At 73.3% G+C, this 20,778-nt stretch carries 20 protein-coding genes and 1 pseudogene; all 21 read left to right on the top strand.

Annotated features, from left to right (window positions below):
* Window positions 1–2,297 (top strand): carbamoyl-phosphate synthase large subunit (gene carB, locus ABME01_RS07040; RefSeq protein ID WP_353827659.1); only part of this gene is annotated, 2,297 nt, incomplete at its 5' end.
* On the top strand, window positions 2,294–3,169 hold the full coding sequence (pyrF, locus tag ABME01_RS07035; protein ID WP_353827658.1) for an orotidine-5'-phosphate decarboxylase: 876 nt from the start codon (window positions 2,294–2,296) through the stop codon (window positions 3,167–3,169). The genes carB and pyrF, both read left to right, overlap by 4 nt.
* Window positions 3,162–4,145: a guanylate kinase gene (gene gmk, locus ABME01_RS07030; protein ID WP_353827657.1), complete on the top strand. Its 984-nt coding sequence runs from the start codon at window positions 3,162–3,164 to the stop codon at window positions 4,143–4,145. The genes pyrF and gmk overlap by 8 nt, the downstream gene beginning before the upstream one ends.
* Window positions 4,138–4,395 (top strand): DNA-directed RNA polymerase subunit omega, encoded by a 258-nt coding sequence (gene rpoZ / locus ABME01_RS07025; protein WP_234659075.1) that lies wholly within the window; start codon window positions 4,138–4,140, stop codon window positions 4,393–4,395. The genes gmk and rpoZ overlap by 8 nt, the downstream gene beginning before the upstream one ends.
* A gap of 7 nt (window positions 4,396–4,402) precedes the next feature.
* Window positions 4,403–5,683 (top strand): annotated as a pseudogene (gene coaBC / locus ABME01_RS07020) (bifunctional phosphopantothenoylcysteine decarboxylase/phosphopantothenate--cysteine ligase CoaBC); the annotation flags it as partial.
* Window positions 5,680–6,873 (top strand): methionine adenosyltransferase, encoded by a 1,194-nt coding sequence (metK, locus tag ABME01_RS07015; RefSeq protein WP_353827656.1) that lies wholly within the window; start codon window positions 5,680–5,682, stop codon window positions 6,871–6,873. The pseudogene coaBC and the gene metK, both read left to right, overlap by 4 nt.
* Before the next feature lie 20 nt (window positions 6,874–6,893).
* On the top strand, window positions 6,894–8,849 hold the full coding sequence (locus ABME01_RS07010) for a primosomal protein N' family DNA-binding protein (RefSeq protein ID WP_353827655.1): 1,956 nt from the start codon (window positions 6,894–6,896) through the stop codon (window positions 8,847–8,849).
* 40 nt (window positions 8,850–8,889) lie between these two features.
* Window positions 8,890–9,816, top strand: coding sequence for a methionyl-tRNA formyltransferase (gene fmt, locus ABME01_RS07005; RefSeq protein ID WP_353827654.1), 927 nt, complete (start codon window positions 8,890–8,892; stop codon window positions 9,814–9,816).
* A 134-nt stretch (window positions 9,817–9,950) separates the two neighbouring features.
* The gene (locus tag ABME01_RS07000; protein WP_353827653.1) at window positions 9,951–11,291 is read left to right on the top strand and encodes an RsmB/NOP family class I SAM-dependent RNA methyltransferase; all 1,341 of its coding nucleotides are present in this window, start codon (window positions 9,951–9,953) and stop codon (window positions 11,289–11,291) included.
* Window positions 11,292–11,321: 30 nt separating this feature from the next.
* Window positions 11,322–12,017, top strand: a complete 696-nt coding sequence (gene rpe, locus ABME01_RS06995; RefSeq protein ID WP_353827652.1) for a ribulose-phosphate 3-epimerase — start codon at window positions 11,322–11,324, stop codon at window positions 12,015–12,017.
* Window positions 12,014–12,277 (top strand): phosphoribosyl-ATP diphosphatase, encoded by a 264-nt coding sequence (locus ABME01_RS06990; protein WP_353827651.1) that lies wholly within the window; start codon window positions 12,014–12,016, stop codon window positions 12,275–12,277. Before rpe ends, ABME01_RS06990 begins: the two co-directional genes overlap by 4 nt.
* Before the next feature lie 46 nt (window positions 12,278–12,323).
* Window positions 12,324–13,163: an ATP phosphoribosyltransferase gene (gene hisG, locus ABME01_RS06985; RefSeq protein WP_353827650.1), complete on the top strand. Its 840-nt coding sequence runs from the start codon at window positions 12,324–12,326 to the stop codon at window positions 13,161–13,163.
* A gap of 10 nt (window positions 13,164–13,173) precedes the next feature.
* Window positions 13,174–13,935 (top strand): imidazole glycerol phosphate synthase subunit HisF, encoded by a 762-nt coding sequence (gene hisF, locus ABME01_RS06980; protein ID WP_353827649.1) that lies wholly within the window; start codon window positions 13,174–13,176, stop codon window positions 13,933–13,935.
* Window positions 13,932–14,360 (top strand): phosphoribosyl-AMP cyclohydrolase, encoded by a 429-nt coding sequence (gene hisI / locus ABME01_RS06975; protein ID WP_353827648.1) that lies wholly within the window; start codon window positions 13,932–13,934, stop codon window positions 14,358–14,360. The genes hisF and hisI overlap by 4 nt, the downstream gene beginning before the upstream one ends.
* Window positions 14,357–15,907 carry an anthranilate synthase component I gene (locus ABME01_RS06970; protein ID WP_353827647.1) on the top strand — a complete coding sequence of 517 codons (1,551 nt, stop codon included), beginning with the start codon at window positions 14,357–14,359 and terminating at the stop codon, window positions 15,905–15,907. The genes hisI and ABME01_RS06970 overlap by 4 nt, the downstream gene beginning before the upstream one ends.
* A complete protein-coding gene (locus ABME01_RS06965; protein ID WP_353827646.1) occupies window positions 15,904–16,605 on the top strand; it encodes a Trp biosynthesis-associated membrane protein in 702 nt (233 codons plus the stop codon). The genes ABME01_RS06970 and ABME01_RS06965 overlap by 4 nt, the downstream gene beginning before the upstream one ends.
* 31 nt (window positions 16,606–16,636) lie before the next feature.
* Window positions 16,637–16,867: a DUF6704 family protein gene (locus ABME01_RS06960; protein ID WP_353827645.1), complete on the top strand. Its 231-nt coding sequence runs from the start codon at window positions 16,637–16,639 to the stop codon at window positions 16,865–16,867.
* A 3-nt stretch (window positions 16,868–16,870) separates the two neighbouring features.
* Window positions 16,871–17,641: an indole-3-glycerol phosphate synthase TrpC gene (gene trpC / locus ABME01_RS06955; RefSeq protein ID WP_353827644.1), complete on the top strand. Its 771-nt coding sequence runs from the start codon at window positions 16,871–16,873 to the stop codon at window positions 17,639–17,641.
* A 1-nt stretch (window position 17,642) separates the two neighbouring features.
* A complete protein-coding gene (gene trpB / locus ABME01_RS06950) occupies window positions 17,643–18,848 on the top strand; it encodes a tryptophan synthase subunit beta (RefSeq protein ID WP_353827643.1) in 1,206 nt (401 codons plus the stop codon).
* Complete coding sequence (gene trpA, locus ABME01_RS06945) at window positions 18,845–19,630, top strand: tryptophan synthase subunit alpha (RefSeq protein WP_353827642.1); 786 nt, start codon at window positions 18,845–18,847, stop codon at window positions 19,628–19,630. Before trpB ends, trpA begins: the two co-directional genes overlap by 4 nt.
* Before the next feature lie 65 nt (window positions 19,631–19,695).
* Window positions 19,696–20,682 (top strand): prolipoprotein diacylglyceryl transferase, encoded by a 987-nt coding sequence (gene lgt / locus ABME01_RS06940; protein WP_353827641.1) that lies wholly within the window; start codon window positions 19,696–19,698, stop codon window positions 20,680–20,682.
* The last annotated feature ends 96 nt before the right edge of the window (window positions 20,683–20,778 follow it).

The raw sequence follows: 20,778 nt of genomic DNA, 5'->3' as shown, positions 1-20,778 counted from the left end.
TCGACGAGATCCCGAACGACATCACGAAGGTGACGCCGGCGAGCTTCGAGCCGACCCTCGACTACATCGTCGTCAAGGTCCCGCGGTTCGCGTTCGAGAAGTTCCCGGCCGCCGACCCGACCCTCACGACGACCATGAAGTCGGTCGGCGAGGCGATGGCGATCGGGCGCAACTTCTCGACCGCCCTGCAGAAGGCGCTGCGCTCGCTCGAGAAGCGCGGGTCGAGCTTCCACTGGGGCGACGAGTCGCGCTCGGTCGAGGAGCTCCTCGAGGCGGCCGCCGTGCCGACCGACGGGCGTATCGTGCTCGTGCAGCAGGCGCTGCGCAAGGGCGCCACGATCGAGCAGGCGTTCGAGGCCACGAAGATCGACCCGTGGTTCCTCGACCAGATCGTGCTCGTCAACGAGGTCGCGGAGCGCGTCGCCGCGGCGGCGGCGCTCGACACCGACACGCTGCTGCTGGCCAAGGACCACGGGTTCTCCGACGCGCAGATCGGGCAGCTGCGCGGATTCGGCGAGGACGACGCGCGCGAGGTGCGCCACATCCTCGGCATCCGCCCGGTCTTCAAGACGGTCGACACGTGCGCCGGCGAGTTCCCGGCGCTCACGCCCTACCACTACTCCAGCTACGACCTCGAGACCGAGGTCGAGCCGAGCGATCGCCGAAAGGTCGTCATCCTCGGCTCCGGCCCGAATCGCATCGGCCAGGGCGTCGAGTTCGACTACTCGTGCGTGCACGCGTCGTTCGCGCTCTCGGACGCCGGGTTCGAGACGATCATGATCAACTGCAACCCCGAGACGGTCTCCACCGACTACGACACGAGCGACCGGCTGTACTTCGAGCCGCTGACGCTCGAGGACGTGCTCGAGGTCATCCACGCCGAGTCGCAGTCGGGCGAGCTCGTCGGTGTCGTCGTGCAGCTCGGCGGCCAGACGGCGCTCGGGCTCGCGAAGGGCCTGGAGGCGGCGGGCGTGCCGATCCTCGGCACGACCCCGGAGGCGATCGACCTCGCCGAGGAGCGAGGGCAGTTCGCCGGCATCCTCGACCGGGCCGGGCTGCTCGCGCCGCGCAACGGCACCGCGATCGACCTCGCGGGCGCCGTGCAGGTCGCCGAGCAGATCGGCTACCCGGTGCTGGTGCGCCCGAGCTTCGTGCTCGGCGGGCGCGGCATGGAGATCGTGTACGACACCCCGTCGCTGGTCGACTACTTCGCCCGCATCGAGGACCAGGGCATCGTGGGCCCGACCCATCCGCTGCTCGTCGACCGCTTCCTCGACGACGCCATCGAGATCGACGTCGACGCGCTCTACGACGGCACCGAGCTCTACGTCGGCGGCGTCATGGAGCACATCGAGGAGGCGGGCATCCACTCGGGCGACTCGAGCTGCACGCTCCCGCCGGTCACGCTCGGGCGCGCCGAGATCGACCGGGTGCGCGAGGCGACCCGGGCGATCGCCGAGGGCATCGGGGTCGCGGGCCTGCTCAACGTGCAGTTCGCCATCGGCGCCGGCGTGCTCTACGTGCTCGAGGCGAACCCGCGCGCGAGCCGCACCGTGCCCTTCGTGTCGAAGGCGCTCGGCATCCCGCTCGCCAAGGCGGCGTCGCGGATCATGGTCGGCGCCTCGATCCGCGAGCTCGTCACGGAGGGCCTGCTGCCCGAGGTCGACGGCTCCCGCGTGCCGCTCGACGCGCCCGTCGCGGTCAAGGAGGCCGTCCTGCCCTTCCACCGCTTCCGTACGCGCGAGGGCATCATGGTCGACTCGGTGCTCGGTCCGGAGATGCGCTCCACGGGCGAGGTCATGGGCATCGATCGCGACTTCCCGAAGGCGTTCGCGAAGAGCCAGCTGGCCGCGTACGGCGGCATGCCCCGTTCGGGTCGGGTGTTCGTCTCGGTCTCCGACCGCGACAAGCGCGCCGTGATCCTGCCGGTGCTGCGCCTGCAGCAGCTCGGGTACGAGCTCGTCGGCACCGAGGGCACCGCCGAGGTGCTGCGCCGCAACGGCATCGCCTCCGACGTCGTGCTGAAGTTCAGCGAGAAGCACGGCGACGAGGTGTCGGTGGTCGAGCTCATCCACCGCGGCGAGATCGACGTGGTCGTGAACACCCCGAGCGGCCGCTCGGCGCGGGCGGACGGCTACGAGATCCGCGCCGCGGCGGTGGCGGCCGACATCCCGCTGTTCACGACGATCGCCGAGCTCTCTGCGGCCGTCGCCGCCGTCGGCTCCGACGAGGGCGGCTTCGACGTGACCAGCCTCCAGGAGTACGCGCGCCGCCGCGCCGCCGAGGTGGTCGCGTGACGAACGGCACCACCTTCGGCGAGCGCCTCGAGCAGGCGTTCGCCACGCGCGGACGACTCTGCGTCGGCATCGACCCGCACGCGTGGCTCCTCGACGACTGGGGGCTGCCCGACTCCGGCGCCGGCGTCCGCGAGTTCGGCCTCCGGGTCGTGGATGCCGCGGCGGGGCGGGCCGGGATCGTGAAGCCCCAGGTGTCGTTCTTCGAGCGGCACGGCGCGGCCGGCTACGCCGCCCTGGAGCGCGTGCTCGACCTCGCCCGCGACGCGGGCCTGCTCGTGATCGCCGACGTCAAGCGCGGCGACATCGGCTCGACCGTCGAGGCGTACGGCCAGGCCTGGCTCTCGCCGGGCTCGCCGCTGCGTGCCGACGCCATGACGATCTACGCCTACCAGGGTCTCGGCTCGATCGAGGCGGTCATGCGCCAGGCGGAGGACGCCGGCGCCGGACTGTTCGTCGTCGCGGCGACCTCGAACCCGGAGGCCGCGGCCATCCAGCAGGCGGTGCTCCAGCGCTCGAGCCGAGAGGGCGCGACGGTCGCCGGCGCGATCGTGGCGGGCGTGGACGCCTGGAACCGCGACCGCGAGGGCGCCGCTGGGCGCGCATTCGGGTCGATCGGCGTCGTGCTCGGTGCGACGATCGCGCCCGGCGACTTCGGCATCGACACCTCCTCGGACTCCCGACCCGGACTCCCGGTGCTGGTCCCAGGGATCGGCTTCCAGGGCGGCGAGCTCCGGGACGTCCCCGCACGCCTGGGCGCGCTCGCGCGCGGCGCGATCCTCACCGACAGCCGCGGCCTGCTCGCCGCAGGACCGGAGGGGATCGCCGATGCGATCGACCGGCGCACCGACGAGGTCGGAGCGCTCGATGTCTGAGCGGACGCCGTCGGCCCCACCCGAGGTGGATCGGGTCGCGGCCTCGAGGGCCGCGGTCGCCGCGCGTCGCGCCCGAGCCGCCGTGAAGCAGGACGTCGCCGCCGGCGCGCGGAGCCCGCTCGACGTGCTGCGGGTCGCCTTCGACGATCCCGAGGGAGTGGAGGGTCGGCTGCGGGTCTCCGAGTTCCTCACCTCCATCCCCGCGATCGGGCAGACCAAGTGCGCCCGCATCATGGACGACCTGCAGATCGCGTCGTCGAAGCGGCTCGGCGGGCTCGGACGCCTTCAGCGGCGTCGGCTGCGCGAGTTCACCTCGACGTGGATCGCCGAGCACGGCGGGACGGGGGATCGGCTCGTGGTGCTCGCCGGTCCGACGGCGGTCGGCAAGGGCACGGTCGCGGGATACATCCGCGAGCACCATCCCGACGTGAAGCTCTCGGTGTCGGCCACGACCCGGGCACCGCGTCCCGGGGAGGTCGAGGGCGAGCACTACTTCTTCGTCTCCGACGACGAGTTCGATCGCATGATCGCGGGGGGCGAGCTGCTCGAGTGGGCGACCGTGCACAACGCCTCCCGGTACGGCACCCCGCGCGGACCCGTGGAGGAGGCGATCGCGGCGGGCAGCAGCGTGCTGCTCGAGATCGACATCCAGGGCGCCCGCTCGGTGCGCCGTGCGATGCCCGAGGCGACGCTCGTGTTCCTGCTCCCGCCGACCTGGGACGAACTCGTCCGACGCCTCGTGGGCCGGGGCACGGAGAGCCCGGCCGAGCAGCAGCGCCGGCTCGAGACCGCGAAGGTCGAACTGGCCGCGGTCGAGGAGTTCGACCACCAGGTCGTGAACCACGAGGTCCGCGACGCCGCACAAAAGGTCGTAGACTTGATGCGGCCTCGGCGAGGCAGGCGCCAGCCTGCCTCGCGCCACGATCTTCCGCGCACCGCAGGTGCGCCTCACTCGAAGGAGTTCCCGCATGGCTGAGAAGCAGTCCGGCATCATCGACCCGCCCATCGACGACCTGCTGTCGAAGGTCGACTCGAAGTACCAGCTGGTCATCTTCGCGTCCAAGCGGGCGCGCCAGATCAACGACTACTACGCCGACCTCCACGAGGGCAGCCTGTTCGACAACGTCGGACCGCTCGTCGACTCGTCGATCGACGACAAGCCGCTCTCGGTCGCGCTCCACGAGATCAACGAGGACAAGCTGCGCCTCCGCCCGATCGGCGAGTAGCCGGCAGGCGCGGATGCCGCTGAACATCGTCGTCGGCGTCACCGGCGGCATCGCGGCGTACAAGGCCGTCTCGGTCGTGCGCTCGCTCGTCCTCGCGGGCCACGACGTGCACGTGGTGCCGACGGAGTCGGCGCTGCGCTTCGTGGGTCGACCGACCCTCGAGGCGATCTCGCGCAACCCGGTGCACGCCGACCTGTTCGAGGGCGTCGCCGAGGTGCGCCACGTCGCGATCGGCCAGGCCGCCGACCTCATCGTGATCGCGCCGGCGACGGCGAACTCGATCGCGAAGCTCGCGACCGGCCTCGCCGACGACCTGCTCGGCAACACGGTGCTCGCGAGCGAGGCGCCGGTCGTCGTCGCCCCGGCCATGCACACCGAGATGTGGCGTCATCCGGCGACGCAGGCGAACATCGCGACCCTCCGCGAGCGCGGCGTCACGATCGTCGGCCCCGCCGTGGGGCAGCTCACCGGCGCCGACTCCGGCCCCGGCCGGCTCGAGGAGCCCGACGTGATCGTCCGCGCCGCCCTCGAGGCCGCCGGGCGTCACGGGCTCGGCGCGGCCGCCCCTGCGGCGGCGTCCGCGGGCGACCTCGCGGGCCGTCGCATCGTCGTGTCCGCAGGTGGAACCCGCGAGCCGCTCGATCCCGTGCGCTTCCTCGGCAACCGGTCGAGCGGCAAGCAGGGCGTCGCCCTCGCCGACGCGGCCGCCGCGCGCGGCGCCGAGGTCACCCTGGTCGCCGCGAACCTCGAGGTCGGCTCCCCGTCCGGTTGCCGCGTGGTCGAGGTCTCCACGGCCCTCGAGCTGCAGGAGGCCGTGACCGAGGCCGCCCGGGACGCGGACGCGGTCGTCATGGCCGCCGCCGTCGCGGACTTCCGGCCCGAGCAGGTCAGCGACGCGAAGATCAAGAAGGCCGACGGCCAGGAGCGGATGTCGATCGAGCTCGTCCGCAACCCCGACATCCTCGCCGAGCTCGGCGCGGCCCCGCACGACGGCACCCTCCTCGTCGGCTTCGCGGCCGAGACCGAGGCCGACCCCGGCCGACTGCTCGAGCTCGGGCGCGCGAAGCGCCGTGCGAAGGGCGCCGACCTGCTCGTCGTCAACCGCGTCGGATGGCACCACGGCTTCGCCGCCGACGACAACGCGGTCACCGTGGTCGACGCGCGCGACGAGGTGGCCGCCGAGGCGACCGGCACCAAGATGTCGGTGGCCCACGCCATCCTCGACCTCATCGCCGAGCGCCTCGCGCCCGGTCCCCGACCCACGACGAAGGACACCGACGCCGCATGAGCGCCCTGCGCCAGTTCACCTCCGAGTCCGTCACCGAGGGGCACCCCGACAAGATCTGCGACCAGATCTCGGACTCGATCCTCGACGCGCTGCTGGCGGTCGACCCGCACTCCCGCGTGGCGGTCGAGACGCTCGTCACGACCGGCCTGGTCCACGTCGCGGGCGAGGTGTCGACCGAGGGCTACGTCGAGATCCCCGCGATCGTCCGCGAGCGCATCACCTCGATCGGGTACGACTCGTCCGACGTGTGGTTCGACGGCCGGTCCTGCGGGGTCTCGGTGTCGATCGGCGGGCAGTCGCCCGACATCGCGCAGGGCGTGAACGACGCGTTCGAGACCCGCGAGGGCGCGAGCGTCGACGAGCTCGACCGCCAAGGAGCCGGCGACCAGGGCATCATGTTCGGCTACGCCGTGCGCGAGACGCCCGAGCTCATGCCCGTGCCGATCTGGGTCGCGCACCGGCTCGCGGAGCGGCTCGCCGCGGTCCGCAAGAACGGCGAGCTCGACTACCTGCGCCCCGACGGCAAGACCCAGGTCACCGTCGGGTACGAGGGCCAGACGGCGAAGACCATCGAGACGGTCGTGCTGTCCACCCAGCACTCGCCGCAGGTCTCGACCGAGCAGCTCCGGGCCGAGGTCGAGGAGCTCGTCATCCGCCCGGTGCTCGACACCGTCGAACTCGCCCGGCCCGAGCTCCGGGTGCTGATCAACCCGACCGGGCGCTTCGAGATCGGCGGTCCGCAGGGTGATGCCGGCCTCACGGGTCGCAAGATCATCATCGACACGTACGGCGGCGCGAGTCGGCACGGCGGCGGGGCGTTCAGCGGCAAGGACCCGTCGAAGGTCGACCGCTCGGCCGCCTACGCGATGCGATGGGTCGCCAAGAACGCCGTCGCGGCCGGCCTCGCCGACCGGCTCGAGCTGCAGGTGGCGTACGCGATCGGCGCCGCCGCGCCCGTCGGCCTGTACGTCGAGACGTTCGGCACCGCGCACCTGCCGGAGGAGCGGATCACGTCGGCCATCCGCGAGGTGTTCGACCTCCGTCCGGCGGCGATCATCCGCGACCTCGACCTGCTGCGCCCGATCTACGCGAGGACCTCGACCTACGGTCACTTCGGCCGCGAGCTGCCCGAGTTCACCTGGGAGCGCCTCGACCGCGTCGACGACCTGCGTGACGCCGCCGGACTCTGACGTGTCGGGCGGGCGCTGAGGTGACCGACCGGCCGGTCGCGCGCGTCCTCGTCGACTCGCCGCTGCCGCAGCTGGACCAGCTCCTCGACTACCGCGTCCCCGACCGGCTCGACGCGGAGGCGGTCCCGGGCACGCGGGTGCGCGTACCGCTCCGCACGGGCGGTCGGATCGCCGCGGGATGGATCGTGGAGCGGGTCGAGCGGTCGGAGTACCAGGGCGAGCTCAGCGAGGTCGACGACGTCGTCTCCGGGGTGCCCGTGCTCACCCCCGACGTCTGGCGCCTCGCGCGGGCGGTCGCCGACCGGGCGGCGGGCAACGCGAGCGACATCCTGCGCCTGGCGATCCCGTCCCGCTACGTCCGCGCCGAGCGGGCGTGGACGGCCGCCGAACCCGACCCGGGGCCGTTGCCGGTGGATCCGCCCGAGATCGAGGGCTCTGAACCGGGCCGGGTCGAGCGCGGGATCGCCGCGGGGGAGCGGATGGCGCTGGCCGCCGACGCCCGACCCGTGCGACTGGAGTCCGGGGTGTGGGTCGGCGCGTGGGCGCGCACCGCCGCACAGGCGGCCGCCCGCACGCTGGCCGGCGACCGGTCCGTCGTCATCGCGGTGCCCGACTACCGCGACCAGGATCAGCTCGAGGCGGCACTCGCCGAGGTCGTCGACCCGCGTCGCGTCCTGCGCACGGACGCGCGGCAGACCGGCGGGGCCCGGTACCGGGCATTCCTCGAGGCGACCGGCGACGCGGCGCGGATCGTGATCGGCAACCGGTCCACCGTGTACGCCCCCGCCTCGCGTCTCGGGCTCATCGTCGTCGTGGACGACGGCGACGCGCTGCATGCGGAGCCGCTCGCGCCCGGCGTGCACTGCCGCGACGCGGCGCTCGTCCGCCAAGAGCAGACCGGCGCGGCACTGGTGTTCCTGGCGCACAGCCGCAGCGTCGACGTGCAGCGGCTCGTCGGCCTCGGCTGGGTCCACGACGTGCCGCTGCACCGCGGCGCACGGCCCCGCGTCGTGCTCACCGAGCAGCAGGCCGCCCCCGAGAGCGCAGGCGCGCGCATCCCCTCGGCGGCGTGGCGGGAGGCGCAGGCGTCGATCGTGGACGGGCCGGTCCTGGTGCAGGTCGCTCGTCCCGGGCACACGCCGATGCTGGTGTGCGACCGCTGCCGGGAGCCGGCCCGGTGCACCGCGTGCGGCGGGGCGCTCGTCGTCCCGCGCGCGGGAGGTGCGCCCGCCTGCGTCCTGTGCGGCACGAGAGCACCGGGCTGGCGGTGCCCGGTGTGCGAGGGCACGAAGCTGCGCGCCGCGGTGGTCGGCGCCAGCCGGACGGCGGAGGAACTCGGTCGCGCGTTCCCGCGATCGCGCGTCGTCGTCTCCGACGGCGAGCGGCCGCTGCTGCGCGTCGGTTCGGAGCCCCAGCTGGTCGTCGCGACGCGCGGCGCCGAGCCGATCGCCGACGGAGGCTACCGCGCGGTGCTGCTGCTCGACGGCGAGCGCATGCTGCTGCGCGAGTCGCTGCGGGTCGCCGAGGACTGCCTGCGCTGGTGGTCGAACGCAGCCGCCCTCGCGGCTCCCGGGGCATCCGTGTTCCTGGTCGGCGTCGGCGGCGCGCTCGGCACCGCGCTCGCCACGTGGAGGCAGCCGGCGTGGGCGGCGGAGGAGCTCGAGTCCCGCCGCGCGCTGCGATTCCCGCCGGCGGTGCGGATGGCGTCGGTCGTATCCAGCCGTGAACGGCTCGCGGAGGCCGTCGAACGGATCCGCGCCGTGGACGGGGTCGACGTGCTCGGTCCCACCTCGGCGGGCGAGGGGCTCGAGCGCGCGATCGTGCGGTTCGGGTACGCCGCCGGAGCGGAGGTCGCGCAGCGGCTCAAGGGCGAGGCGATCCGGGCTGCGACCGAGCGCCGCCGGCCGGTCGCCGGGCGCAGGCCCGGGCGCGCGCCCGTGCTGCGCGTCCGGATGGACGACCCGGACCTGCCGTGAGCCGCGCCGCGGACGGGCCTCGGGGTTGCGACAATGGGGTGTGCCCCACCTCCGGATCGTCTTCGCGGGAACGCCCGCCGTCGCCGTGCCCACCCTCGATCGCCTCGCCGAGTCCGCCCACGAGGTCGTCGGCGTCGTCACCCGGCCCCCGGCGCCGCTCGGCCGCAAGCGCGTGCTCACGCCCTCGCCCGTCGCCCAGGCCGCCGAGCGGCTCGGCCTGCCGGTGATCGAGGCCGCCCGCCTGGACGCCGAGGCGACCGAGCGCATCGCGGCGCTGCGGCCCGACCTGGGCGTGGTCGTCGCCTACGGTGGACTCGTGCGCGAGCCGCTGCTCTCGATGCCCGCCGAGGGCTGGATCAACCTGCACTTCTCGGCGCTGCCCGCGTGGCGCGGTGCCGCACCCGTGCAGCGCGCGATCATCGCGGGCGACCCCGAGCTCGGCGCCAGCGTGTTCCGTCTCGTCCCGGAGCTCGACGCGGGCGACGTGTACGCCTCGCGCACCCGACCGGTCGCCCCGGGCGAGACCGCGGGTCTCGCGCTCGAGTCCCTCGCCGAGACCGAGGCCGACCTGGTGCTCGAGGTCGTCGACCGGATCGCCGCGGGAACGGCCGTCGCCGTCCCGCAGGACGGCGAACCGACCTTCGCCCCGAAGCTCGGGCTCGAGGACGCCCGGCTCGACTGGTCCGCACCCACGAGGGAGGTCGACGCCCGCCTGCGCGGGGTCACCCCCGAGCCCGGCGCGCACACCGAGGTCGGCGGCGTCCGGCTCAAGGTGCTCGACGCCGTCCCCGCAGGGGCGGTGCCCGGGTTGGCCCCCGGCGAGGTCGTGATGGATGGTCGCCGCGTGGTCGTGGGCACGGGTGACGGGGCCGTGGAACTGCGACGCGTGCAGCCCGCAGGGCGGAAGGCGATGGGTGCCGCCGACTGGTGGCGCGGCCTCGGCGTCGAGCGTGCGGAGGCGCGATGAACGGGCGTGACCGGAGCCGGGGCGGCGATGCGCCGGGCGGCGGGTCCTCGTCGCGACGCGAGCGCGGGCCGCGACGGCAGCGCGGGGCCGGCGGTCGGGGCCGTGACCGCGACGACCGGGTCTCGCCGGCGCGGATGGTCGCCTTCGAGGTGCTGGCGGCCGTTCGCGAGTCGGACGCCTACGCCAACCTCCTGCTGCCCATCCGCATCCAGCGCGCGGGTCTCGACGGCGCGGACGCGGCGCTCGCGACCGAGCTCACCTACGGCACCCTGCGACGCCGAGGGCGGTACGACGCGGTGATCGAACTGGCCGCGGGCCGCTCCGCCGACGCGATCGACCCGCCGGTGCTGGACGTCCTCCGACTCGGCGTGCACCAGCTCCTCAGCACGCGGGTGCCCACGCACGCCGCCGTGAACGAGTCCGTCGCCCTCGCGCGCCGGGTCGCCCCGCCCGCGGCGGGCTTCGTCAACGCCGTGCTCCGCGCGGTCTCCCGCCGCGAGGAGGACGACTGGCTGGCCGAGCTCGCCGAGCAGGCCGACTCGCCGTTGACCGCCCTGGCCGCCGTGCACTCGCACCCGGCGTGGATCGTGCGGGCGCTCCGCACCGCGCTCGAGAAGGAGGGCCGCGCCGACGAGCTCGTCGCCCTGCTCGAGGCGGACAACGCGTCGCCGCGCGTGAACCTGGCCGCCCTGCCCGGCCTCGCACCGGCGCCGGAGGAGCTCGGCGAGCCCGACCGCTACTCGCCGACGGGCCTGACCGGCGACGACCCGATCGCGATCGTCGCACGCCACGACGGGTTCGTCCGCGTGCAGGACGAGGGCTCGCAGCTCGCGGCGCTCGCGCTCAGCCGTGCGGCGCCGGTGCGTCAGGGTGAGCGCTGGCTCGACCTGTGCTCGGGCCCGGGCGGCAAGACTGTGCTGCTCGCGGCCGAGGCGCTGGCCGGCGGGGCGAGCCTCGTCGCGAACGAGGTGGTCCCGGCGCGCGCCCAGCTGGTGCGCAAGGCGGTCGCCCCGCTGCCGATCGAGGTGCCGGTCCACGTGAGCGACGGCCGCGAACTCGACGCGGCCGCGTTCGGCGCGGAGGGCGGCTTCGATCGCATCCTGCTCGACGCCCCGTGCACGGGACTCGGCGCCCTGCGCCGTCGCCCCGAGGCGCGCTGGCGCAAGGACCCGTCGGATGTCGCCGAGCTCACCGCACTGCAGGGAGAGCTGGCCGACGCGGCGTTCCGTGCGCTCGCCCCTGGCGGCATCCTCGCCTACGTCACGTGCTCGCCGCACACGGCCGAGACGTTCGGCAGCCTCGGCCTCGCGCTCGCGCGATGGGGCGACGCGGCCGAGACGATGGCGACGGCGGACGTCGTGCAGCGCGTCTCGCGGCATCCGCTCGACCTCGTCGGCGACGGCCGCACCGTGCAGCTCTGGCCGCACCGGCACGGCACCGACGCCATGTTCATCGCGCTCGTGCGCAAGCGCTGAGGGTCGGGGCAGCGCCGGTAGGGTGGCCGCATGGCGACGCGCATCAACCCGAGCATCCTCTCGGCCGACTTCGCGAACCTCGAGCGCGAGCTCGGGCGCATCCGCACGGCCGACCTCGTGCACGTCGACATCATGGACAACCACTTCGTCCCGAACCTGACGTTCGGCCTGCCGATGGTGCAGCGGTTGCAGCAGGTCACGCCGATCCCGCTCGACGTGCACCTCATGATCGACGACCCCGACCGCTGGGCCCCGGGCTACGCCGAGGCCGGGGCCGCATCCGTCACGTTCCATGCCGAGGCGGTCGGCGAACCCGTCGCGCTCGCGCGGCGACTGCGCGAGATCGGCGCCCGCGCCGGCATCGCCCTGAAGCCGGGAACGGACGCCACGCCCTACCTCGACCTGCTGCCCGAGTTCGACCAGGTGCTCATCATGACCGTCGAGCCCGGCTTCGGCGGGCAGTCCTTCATCCACGAGACCATGCCGAAGCTGCGCCGCGTCGCCGACGCGGTGGAGGCGGCCGGCCTGGACGTCTGGCTCCAGGTGGACGGCGGCATCACGGCCGACACCATCGGCATCGCGGCCGCGGCGGGCGCGGACACGTTCGTCGCCGGCTCGGCGGTGTACAACGGCGGCGATCCGGCGGAGCGCATCGCCGAGCTCCGTGAGGCGGTCGCGTCACACCGCCATGTCGACGCCGACGGCACCGGTAGTCTGGACGGGTGAAGACCTTCGACGACCTCTTCGTCGAGCTCCAGGACAAGGCCCGCACCCGCCCCGAGGACAGTGGCACCGTCCGCCAGCTCGACGCCGGCGTGCACGCCATCGGCAAGAAGATCGTCGAGGAGGCGGCCGAGGTCTGGATGGCCGCCGAGTACCAGGGCGACGACGAGACCGCCGAGGAGATCTCGCAGCTGCTCTACCACCTGCAGGTGCTGATGCTCGCCAAGGGGCTCTCGCCCGCCGACGTGTACCGACATCTCTGATCCCGCCATGACCGCAGATCAGTTCCGTCGACACGAAAGCCAGGGAATGCTCCGAATCGCCGTGCCCAACAAGGGCTCGCTCTCCGACATCGCCGCGCAGATGCTCTACGAGGCCGGGTACACCGGTCGCCGCGACTCGCGCGAGCTGGTCGTCGCCGACCCCCGCAACGGGGTCGAGTTCTTCTACCTCCGCCCCCGCGACATCGCCACCTACGTCGGATCGGGTGCGCTCGACGTCGGCATCACCGGCCGAGACCTCCTGCTCGACTCGGGCAGCGACGCCACCGAGATCGCCCCGCTCGGATTCGGCGACTCGACGTTCCGCTTCGCCGGTCCGCCCGGCTCGCACGCCGAGCTCGCCGACCTCGAGGGCGTGCGCGTCGCGACCAGCTATCCCGGTCTCGTGGGCGACTTCCTCGCCGAGCGCGGGGTCCGCGCCGAGCTCGTCAAGCTCGACGGCGCGGTCGAGTCGGCCGTCCGGCTCGGCGTCGCCGACGCGGTCGCCGACGTGGTCTCGACCGGCTCGACCCTCCGCAAGGCGGGCCTGGAGATCTTCGGCCCCGTCATCCTGCACTCCGAGGCCGTGCTGATCGGATCCGGCGTCGACCAGCCGGGAACCCAGACCCTCGTGCGGCGCCTCCAGGGCGTCCTCGTCGCCCGCCAGTACGTGCTGCTCGACTACGACGTGCCGGTCTCCGCGCTCGAGGCGGCGACGGCCGCCGCGCCCGGATTCGAATCGCCGACCGTCTCGCCGCTGCACGACCCCGAATGGGTCGCGGTGCGCGTGATGATCCCGCGCGTGGAGACCAACCAGGTCATGGACGAGCTGTACGCGCTCGGCGCGCGTGCCATCCTCGTGAGCGCCATCCACGCCGCGCGACTGTAGGCGGGCCGCGATGAGCCTCGCCGTCCGCGTGATCCCGTGCCTCGACGTGGCCGCCGGCCGCGTCGTCAAGGGCGTCAACTTCCTGAACCTCCGCGACGCGGGCGACCCCGTCGAACTCGCGGCGCGCTACGCCGAGCAGGGCGCCGACGAGCTGACCTTCCTCGACGTCACCGCGACCGTGGACGACCGGTCGACCACGTACGACATGGTCCGCCGGGTCGCCGAACAGGTCTTCATCCCCCTCACCGTCGGCGGCGGCGTCCGTTCCGACGAGGACGTCGCGCGCCTGCTCGGCCACGGGGCCGACAAGATCGGCGTCAACAGCGCCGCGATCGCGCGTCCCGAGCTCATCGCCGAGATCGCCGACCGGTTCGGTGCGCAGGTGTGCGTGCTCTCGCTCGACGTCAAGCGCTCCGACCGCACCGAGTCGGGCTTCGTCGTGACCACGCACGGCGGCCGCGCCGAGACCGACCTCGACGCGCTCGACTGGGCGCGCCGCGCGATCGAGCTCGGCGCCGGGGAACTGCTCGTGAACTCGATCGACGCCGACGGCACGAAGGCGGGCTTCGACCTCGAACTGGTCGGCCTCATGCACGGGCTCTCGTCGGTTCCCGTGATCGCCTCGGGCGGTGCGGGAGCGCTCGAGCACTTCGCGCCGGCCGTCGCGGCGGGCGCCGATGCGGTGCTCGCGGCATCCGTGTTCCACAACGGCGAGCTGACCATCGGCGAGGTCAAGCAGGTGCTCGCCGCCGACGGGAGGATCGTGCGATGACGTACCGCGACGACGAGGAGCTGGAGCGCGATGCCGAGTCCTGGGCTCCGGATGCGTCGGCGGTCGACCGCGCGGCGTTCAACGCCGACGGGCTCCTGCCCGCCGTGATCCAGCAGTGGGACACGGGCGAGGTGCTCATGCTCGGCTGGATGGACCGGGAGGCCATGCGCCGCACCCTCACCGAGGGGCGCGTCACGTTCTGGTCGCGCTCGCGCAGCGAGTACTGGCGCAAGGGCGACACGTCCGGCCACGCCCAGTACGTGCGGTCGGCCGCGCTCGACTGCGACGCCGACACCCTGCTCGTGAAGGTCGAGCAGGTCGGCGTCGCCTGCCACACCGGCACGCGCACCTGCTTCGACGGCGATCCGCTCAGCGTGGTCGTCGGCGCCCCCGACCCCGACCAGCCGCCCGGAGGAGCACGATGACGGCCGCCCGAACCGCCACGACCGGATACGACGAGTTCACCGACCTGCTGCCCGGGCGCCGCGTGGTGCCGGTCGTGCGCGAGCTCTTCGCCGACGGCGAGACGCCCGTCGGCATCTACCGCAAGCTCGCGGGCGGTCGACCCGGCACGTTCCTGCTCGAATCCGCCGAGCAGGGCGGCATCTGGTCGCGCTACTCGTTCGTGGGCGCCGCCTCGCACGGCGTGCTCACCGACCGCGACGGCCGCGTCGAGTGGCTCGACTACGGGATGTCGCGCGAGCGCGCCCTCGGCGGCGACGCCGCCGCCGACCTCGCCCCGCTCCAGGCGCTCGAGGCGCTCTACGAGCGCTGGCAGACCGAGGACGTCCCCGGCGCGCCGCCGCTCACCGGCGGACTGGTGGGGTTCATCGGCTGGGAGGCGATCCGCCAGATCGAGCACCTGCCGAACCGTCCGCCCGCGGACTTCTCCGTGCCGGGCCAGGCGTTCGCGTTCGTGTCCGAACTCGTCGTGATGGACCACCGCACCGGCACCGTCCAGCTCGTGGCCTCCGTGCTCAATGACCGGGACGAGCCGGCCGAGCAGCTGTGGGCCGATGCGCAGGCCCGGCTCGACGGGCTCCAGGCGGCGCTCGCAGCACCCGCCGAGGCGCACCTCGCCGAGATCGACCTGTCGCGTGCCCCCGAGCCCCGCCACCGCACCGAGAAGGCCGACTTCCTCGCCGCGGTCGTCCGTTCGAAGGAGTACATCCACGACGGCGACATCTTCCAGGTCGTGGTGTCGCAGCGGTTCGAGCAGGACGCCACGGCGCACCCGATCGACGTCTACCGCGTCCTCCGCAGCCTGAACCCGAGCCCGTACATGTACCTGCTGCACCTCGAGGACGTCGGGGGTGAGCCGTACTGGATCGTCGGATCCTCGCCGGAGGCGCTCGTGAAGGTCGTCGACGATCGCGTGTACACGCATCCGATCGCCGGGTCGAAGCCGCGCGGAGCGACGCCGGAGGACGATGCCGACCTCGAGGCCGAGCTGGTCGCCGACCCCAAGGAGCAGGCCGAGCACCTGATGCTGGTCGACCTCGCCCGCAACGACCTCGCCAAGGTGTGCACGGCGGGCACGGTCGAGGTGACCGAGTTCATGCGGGTCGAGCGGTTCAGCCACATCATGCACCTGGTCTCCTCGGTCGAGGGCGACCTGTCACCCGAGGCCAACGCCGTCGACGTGTTCCGCGCGACGTTCCCGGCCGGAACCCTCTCCGGGGCGCCGAAGCCGCGGGCGCTCGAGATCATCGACGAACTGGAACCCGCGCAGCGCGGCGTGTACGGGGGAGTGGTGGGCTACTTCGGGTTCGGCGGCGACGCGGACCTCGCGATCGCGATCCGCACGGCGACCATCTCGGGAGGGGTGGCGCGCGTGCAGGCGGGCGGCGGGCTCGTGGCCGACTCCGACCCCGAGTCGGAGTACCAGGAGTCCGTGAACAAGGCCGCGGCGCCGCTGCGCGCGGTCGCGGTCGCGAACGCCATGCACGCGGTGCGGGCGGAGGGAGCGTGACCGGAGGACGGCTGAAGCTCGCCGCGATCCTGGCGATCCTGCTCGGGTCGGGGCTCGCGCTGCTGGCCTGGAGCCAGGCCTGGTACGCCGTGGCGCTCGTCCCCGGGTCCGCCGCGTCCGGCTCCGGATCGCTCGAGGTGTCGGGGCAGGCGGCCTCGCCGGCCCTCTCCGCGCTCGCCCTCGCCGGGCTGGCGCTCGCCGGCGCGCTGACGATCGCCGGTCCGGTGATCCGGATCGTGCTCGGCGTGCTCGCCGCCGTGCTCGGCGGCTGCATCGTCCTCGCAGCATCGATCTCGCTCGCCGACCCGGTCGCCGCCGTGTCCGGGGCGGTCGCCGACGCCACGGGCGTGGCGGGTGCCGCGTCCACCGCCGAGCTCGTCGACGACCTGGCCTCGAGCGGGTGGCCGGTCGTCGCCCTGATCGGGGGCGTCCTCGTCGCACTCGCCGGCGTCGGCGTGATCACCACGGCCGGCGCGTGGCCGACCTCCCGGCGGTACGGCGGCGGCGTGCGCATGCAGCCCGACGACCGTGGCGCCTCGGCACCGTCGGACCGCGCCGTCGACGACTGGGACGACCTCACCCGGGGCGACGATCCCACCGATGACCACCCCCAGCGTGGGGGCGCGACCCCGACCGACCCCGACGTCGGCCCGGCCGACCCGGCCCCGCCGACGGGCGGGGCCGACACCACCCGCTAGACTCTTCCCGACCCCGCACAGAAGGAGCACCATGAGCACTGAGCACGTTGACCCCGGCCACGGACACTCGCCCGCGGCGTGGACGGCCGTGGTGATCATGCTCCTCGCGTTCGCCGTGGGCACGGTCGCGTTCTTCTTCGACGTGCAGTGGCTCGTCTGGGCGTCGCTCGGGCTCTTCGTGGTCGGACTCGTGACCGGGTGGGCGCTGGCCCGCGCGGGCTACGGGGTCGACGGCGACAAGGTCGCTCCCAAGGCGCACTGACGCGTGCTCGACGAGCTCACCGCGAACGCCGTCGCCGACGCCGAGGCGCGTCGCGTCGACCGGTCGATGGTCGAGGTCGAGGCGGCGGCCCTCGCCCGCCCCGACGCCCTCGACGCGCTGGTCGCCCTCGCGCCCTCCGACCGGATCAAGGTGATCGCCGAGATCAAGCGATCGAGCCCCTCGCGCGGGTCGCTCGCGGCGATCGCCGACCCGGCCGCACTCGCGCGGACCTACGAGCTGGGCGGCGCGAGCGCCGTCAGCGTCCTCACCGAGGGGCGCCGCTTCGGCGGCTCGCTCGCCGACCTGGAGTCCGTGCGGCAGGCGGTGTCGCTGCCGGTGCTGCGCAAGGACTTCATCGCGACCGCGTACCAGGTCTTCGAGGCCCGCGCGGCGGGCGCCGACCTGGTGCTGCTCATCGTCGCCGCGCTCGACGACGCGACGCTCCGCGAGCTGTACGGCCTCATCACCGAGCTCGGCATGACGGCGCTCGTCGAGACGCACTCCGCCGAGGAGCTCGACCGCGCCGCCCAGCTCGGTGCGCGCCTCATCGGCGTCAACGCCCGTGACCTCACCACGTTCGAGCTCGACCGCGACCTGTTCGGTCGCATCGCCGACCGGTTCCCCGACGACGCGATCAAGGTCGCCGAGTCGGCGGTGCTGTCGCCGGCCGACGTCGCGCACTACCGCGCGGCGGGAGCCGACGCGGTCCTCGTGGGGGAGGCCCTCGTCACGGGCGATCCCATCTCGAACCTCTCTGCATTCCTGGCGGTGTGACATGGCGCTGCGTGCCCAGACCGGTCCCTATTTCGGCGAGTTCGGCGGACGCTTCGTCCCCGAATCACTGATCGCCGCACTCGACGAGCTCTCCGAGGCGTACGACCTCGCCAAGCTCGACCCGGCGTTCGGCGCCGAGCTCGCCGAGCTCGGCCGCACCTACACGGGGCGTCCGTCGATCCTCACCGAAGCGCCGCGCTTCGCCGCCCACGCCTCGGGCGCGCGCATCCTCCTCAAGCGCGAGGACCTGAACCACACCGGTTCGCACAAGATCAACAACGTGCTCGGCCAGGCGCTGCTCACCAAGCGCATCGGCAAGCAGCGCGTGATCGCCGAGACCGGAGCCGGCCAGCACGGCGTGGCGACCGCCACGGCGGCCGCGCTCTTCGGCCTCGACTGCACGATCTACATGGGCGAGGTCGACACCGAGCGCCAGGCGCTCAACGTGGCCCGCATGCGCCTCCTCGGCGCCGAGGTGATCGCGGTGCAGACCGGCTCCCGCACGCTCAAGGACGCCATCAACGACGCGATGCGCGACTGGGTCACCAACGTCGAGTCGACGAACTACATCTTCGGCACGGTGGCCGGTCCGCATCCGTTCCCCGAGATGGTGCGGGACTTCCAGAAGATCATCGGCGAGGAGGCCCGGCAGCAGGTCCTCGACCTCACCGGCGCGCTGCCCACGGCGGTCGCGGCGTGCGTCGGCGGCGGGTCGAACGCCATCGGCATCTTCCACGCCTTCCTCGACGACGCGGACGTCGCGCTGTACGGGTTCGAAGCCGGCGGCGACGGGGTGGACACGCCCCGCCACGCCGCGACGATCGCGATGGGCCGGCCCGGCGTGCTGCACGGGGCGCGCAGCTACCTGCTGCAGGACGAGGACGGGCAGACGATCGAGTCGCACTCGATCTCGGCCGGCCTGGACTACCCGGGAGTCGGACCCGAGCACTCGTGGCTCGCGGCGCTCGGGCGAGCGACCTACCGACCCGTCACCGACGACGCGGCCATGCAGGCACTGCGCCTGCTCACGCGAACCGAGGGCATCATCCCGGCGATCGAGTCGGCGCACGCCCTCGCCGGCGCCCTCGAGCTCGGGAACGAGCTCGGCTCCGACGCCACGATCCTCGTGAACCTCTCGGGTCGCGGCGACAAGGACATGGACACGGCGGCCCGCTACTTCGGGCTGTACGACGGAGGCGAGCAGTGAGGAACGTCGGACCGGTCATCGCGCGCCGCAACGAGGAGGCCGCGGGCGCCCTGATCGGCTACCTCCCCGTCGGGTTCCCGACCCTCGACGAGAGCGTCGAGGCCGCCGTCGCGCTGGTCGAGAACGGCGTGGACGCGCTCGAGCTCGGCCTGCCGTACTCCGATCCCGTGATGGACGGCACCGTCATCCAGGCCGCGACCCAGCAGGCCTTGGCGAACGGATTCCGGCTCGCGCACGCGTTCGAGGCGGTGCGCCGGGTGACCGAGCGCGTCGACGCGCCCGTGCTCCTCATGACGTACTGGAATCCCGTCGTGCAGTACGGCGTCGGCCGCTTCGCCGACGACCTCGCCGCCGCCGGGGGAGCGGGACTCATCACGCCCGACCTCATCCCCGACGAGGCGGGGTCGTGGATCGAGGCCTCCGAGCGCACCGGGCTCGACCGCGTGTTCCTCGCGGCCCCGAGCTCGACCGACCCGCGCATCGCGCAGGCCGTCGAGGCGAGCCGCGGCTTCGTGTACGCCGTCTCCACCATGGGCATCACCGGTGCCCGCTCCGACGTCGACCGCGCGGCGCGCACGCTCGTCGGCCGCCTCCGCGACGCGGGCGCGCCCGCGAGCTGCGTCGGCGTCGGCATCTCGACCGCCGCGCAGGTGGCCGAGGTCCTCGAGTACGCCGAGGGCGCGATCGTCGGCTCGGCGCTCGTGAAGGCGCTCGCCGACGGCGGCGTCGAGGGCGTCGGCGCACTCGCAGCGGAGCTCGCGCGCGGCACCGCGCGACAGTGAAGTAGTCTCGACGGGGCCGCCGCCCCACGGCATCCCCGCACCATCGACGAAAGGCAGACGCCGGCGTGATCGCACCGCTCAGCATCCCGAGCCCCGACCCGGAGTGGCGCACCCTGGAGATCCCCCTGCCGTGGGGCACCCTCCCCATCCAGATGTACGCCCTGTGCATCCTCGCGGGCATCATCCTCGCGACGATCATCACGTCGCGGCGCCTGACGAAGCGCGGCGGCGAGCCGGGCATCGTGCTCGACGTCGTGCTCTGGGCCGTGCCGCTCGGCATCATCGGCGCCCGGTTCTACCACGTGGTCACGCACCCCGACGACTACTTCGCCGGGCAGGAGTGGTGGAAGGTCTTCGCGATCTGGGAGGGCGGCAACGCCATCTACGGCTCGCTCATCGGCGGCGCGATCGGCGTGATCATCGCCTGCCGCCTGACCGGACTCCGCTTCTGGTCCTTCGCCGACGCACTGGCCCCGGGCCTGCTCGTCGCGCAGGCCGTCGGGCGCCTCGGCAACTGGTTCAACGACGAGCTGTTCGGCTGGCCCACCGACCTGCCCTGGGGACTCGAGATCGAGGCCGACAACCCGGCCTTCCCCGCCGGCCTCCCGGACGGCACGCTGTTCCACCCCACCTTCCTCTACGAGATCGTGTGGAACCTCGCCGGCGTCGTCGTGCTGCTCGCCCTCGAGCGCGCGTTCCGCCTCCGCTGGGGCAAGATGTTCGGCGCCTACCTCATCTGGTACGGGGCGGGACGCGCGGTCTTCGAGACCATCCGCGTCGACCCGAGCGAGATGTTCCTCGGCATCCGCTCGAACGTGTGGGCGTCGCTCCTGGCCGTCGTCATCGGCCTCGTGATCATCGTCGTGCAGACGCGCCGGCACACCGGCATCGAGCCGAGCGTGTACCGCCCCGGCCGCGAATGGGCGCCCGCCGACGCTGAGGTAGACTCTGACGACACCGAGTCCGACTCCGACTCTCTCGACGATGGCGTCGAGGGTGAGAACGAACCCGGCGAGCCGGCAGCCACAAGCTCCGCCCGGTCCGCCCCGTAGGGGCCTCCGCCCCCGCGTTCTCCGCCGCGACGCCGCACCTCGCGTCGCGAATCCTCCATCGTGGGCCGACGACGTCCCCGTTGCCACCGAGATACC

Source organism: Agromyces litoreus (assembly GCF_040496015.1).
Lineage (GTDB): Bacteria > Actinomycetota > Actinomycetes > Actinomycetales > Microbacteriaceae > Agromyces > Agromyces litoreus.
This window is presented reverse-complemented; position numbering and strand designations above follow the sequence as displayed.

Excerpts from the sequence above, each read along its gene's own strand:
- hisI (WP_353827648.1), top strand. The coding sequence starts at position 13,932 with ATGACGTACCGCGACGACGAGGAGCTGGAGCGCGATGCCGAGTCCTGG.
- ABME01_RS06970 (WP_353827647.1), top strand. The coding sequence starts at position 14,357 with ATGACGGCCGCCCGAACCGCCACGACCGGATACGACGAGTTCACCGAC.
- rpe (WP_353827652.1), top strand. The coding sequence starts at position 11,322 with ATGGCGACGCGCATCAACCCGAGCATCCTCTCGGCCGACTTCGCGAAC.
- trpB (WP_353827643.1), top strand. The coding sequence starts at position 17,643 with ATGGCGCTGCGTGCCCAGACCGGTCCCTATTTCGGCGAGTTCGGCGGA.
- gmk (WP_353827657.1), top strand. The coding sequence starts at position 3,162 with ATGTCTGAGCGGACGCCGTCGGCCCCACCCGAGGTGGATCGGGTCGCG.
- hisF (WP_353827649.1), top strand. The coding sequence starts at position 13,174 with ATGAGCCTCGCCGTCCGCGTGATCCCGTGCCTCGACGTGGCCGCCGGC.
- rpoZ (WP_234659075.1), top strand. The coding sequence starts at position 4,138 with ATGGCTGAGAAGCAGTCCGGCATCATCGACCCGCCCATCGACGACCTG.
- ABME01_RS07000 (WP_353827653.1), top strand. The coding sequence starts at position 9,951 with ATGGTCGCCTTCGAGGTGCTGGCGGCCGTTCGCGAGTCGGACGCCTAC.
- metK (WP_353827656.1), top strand. The coding sequence starts at position 5,680 with ATGAGCGCCCTGCGCCAGTTCACCTCCGAGTCCGTCACCGAGGGGCAC.
- hisG (WP_353827650.1), top strand. The coding sequence starts at position 12,324 with ATGCTCCGAATCGCCGTGCCCAACAAGGGCTCGCTCTCCGACATCGCC.
- ABME01_RS06960 (WP_353827645.1), top strand. The coding sequence starts at position 16,637 with ATGAGCACTGAGCACGTTGACCCCGGCCACGGACACTCGCCCGCGGCG.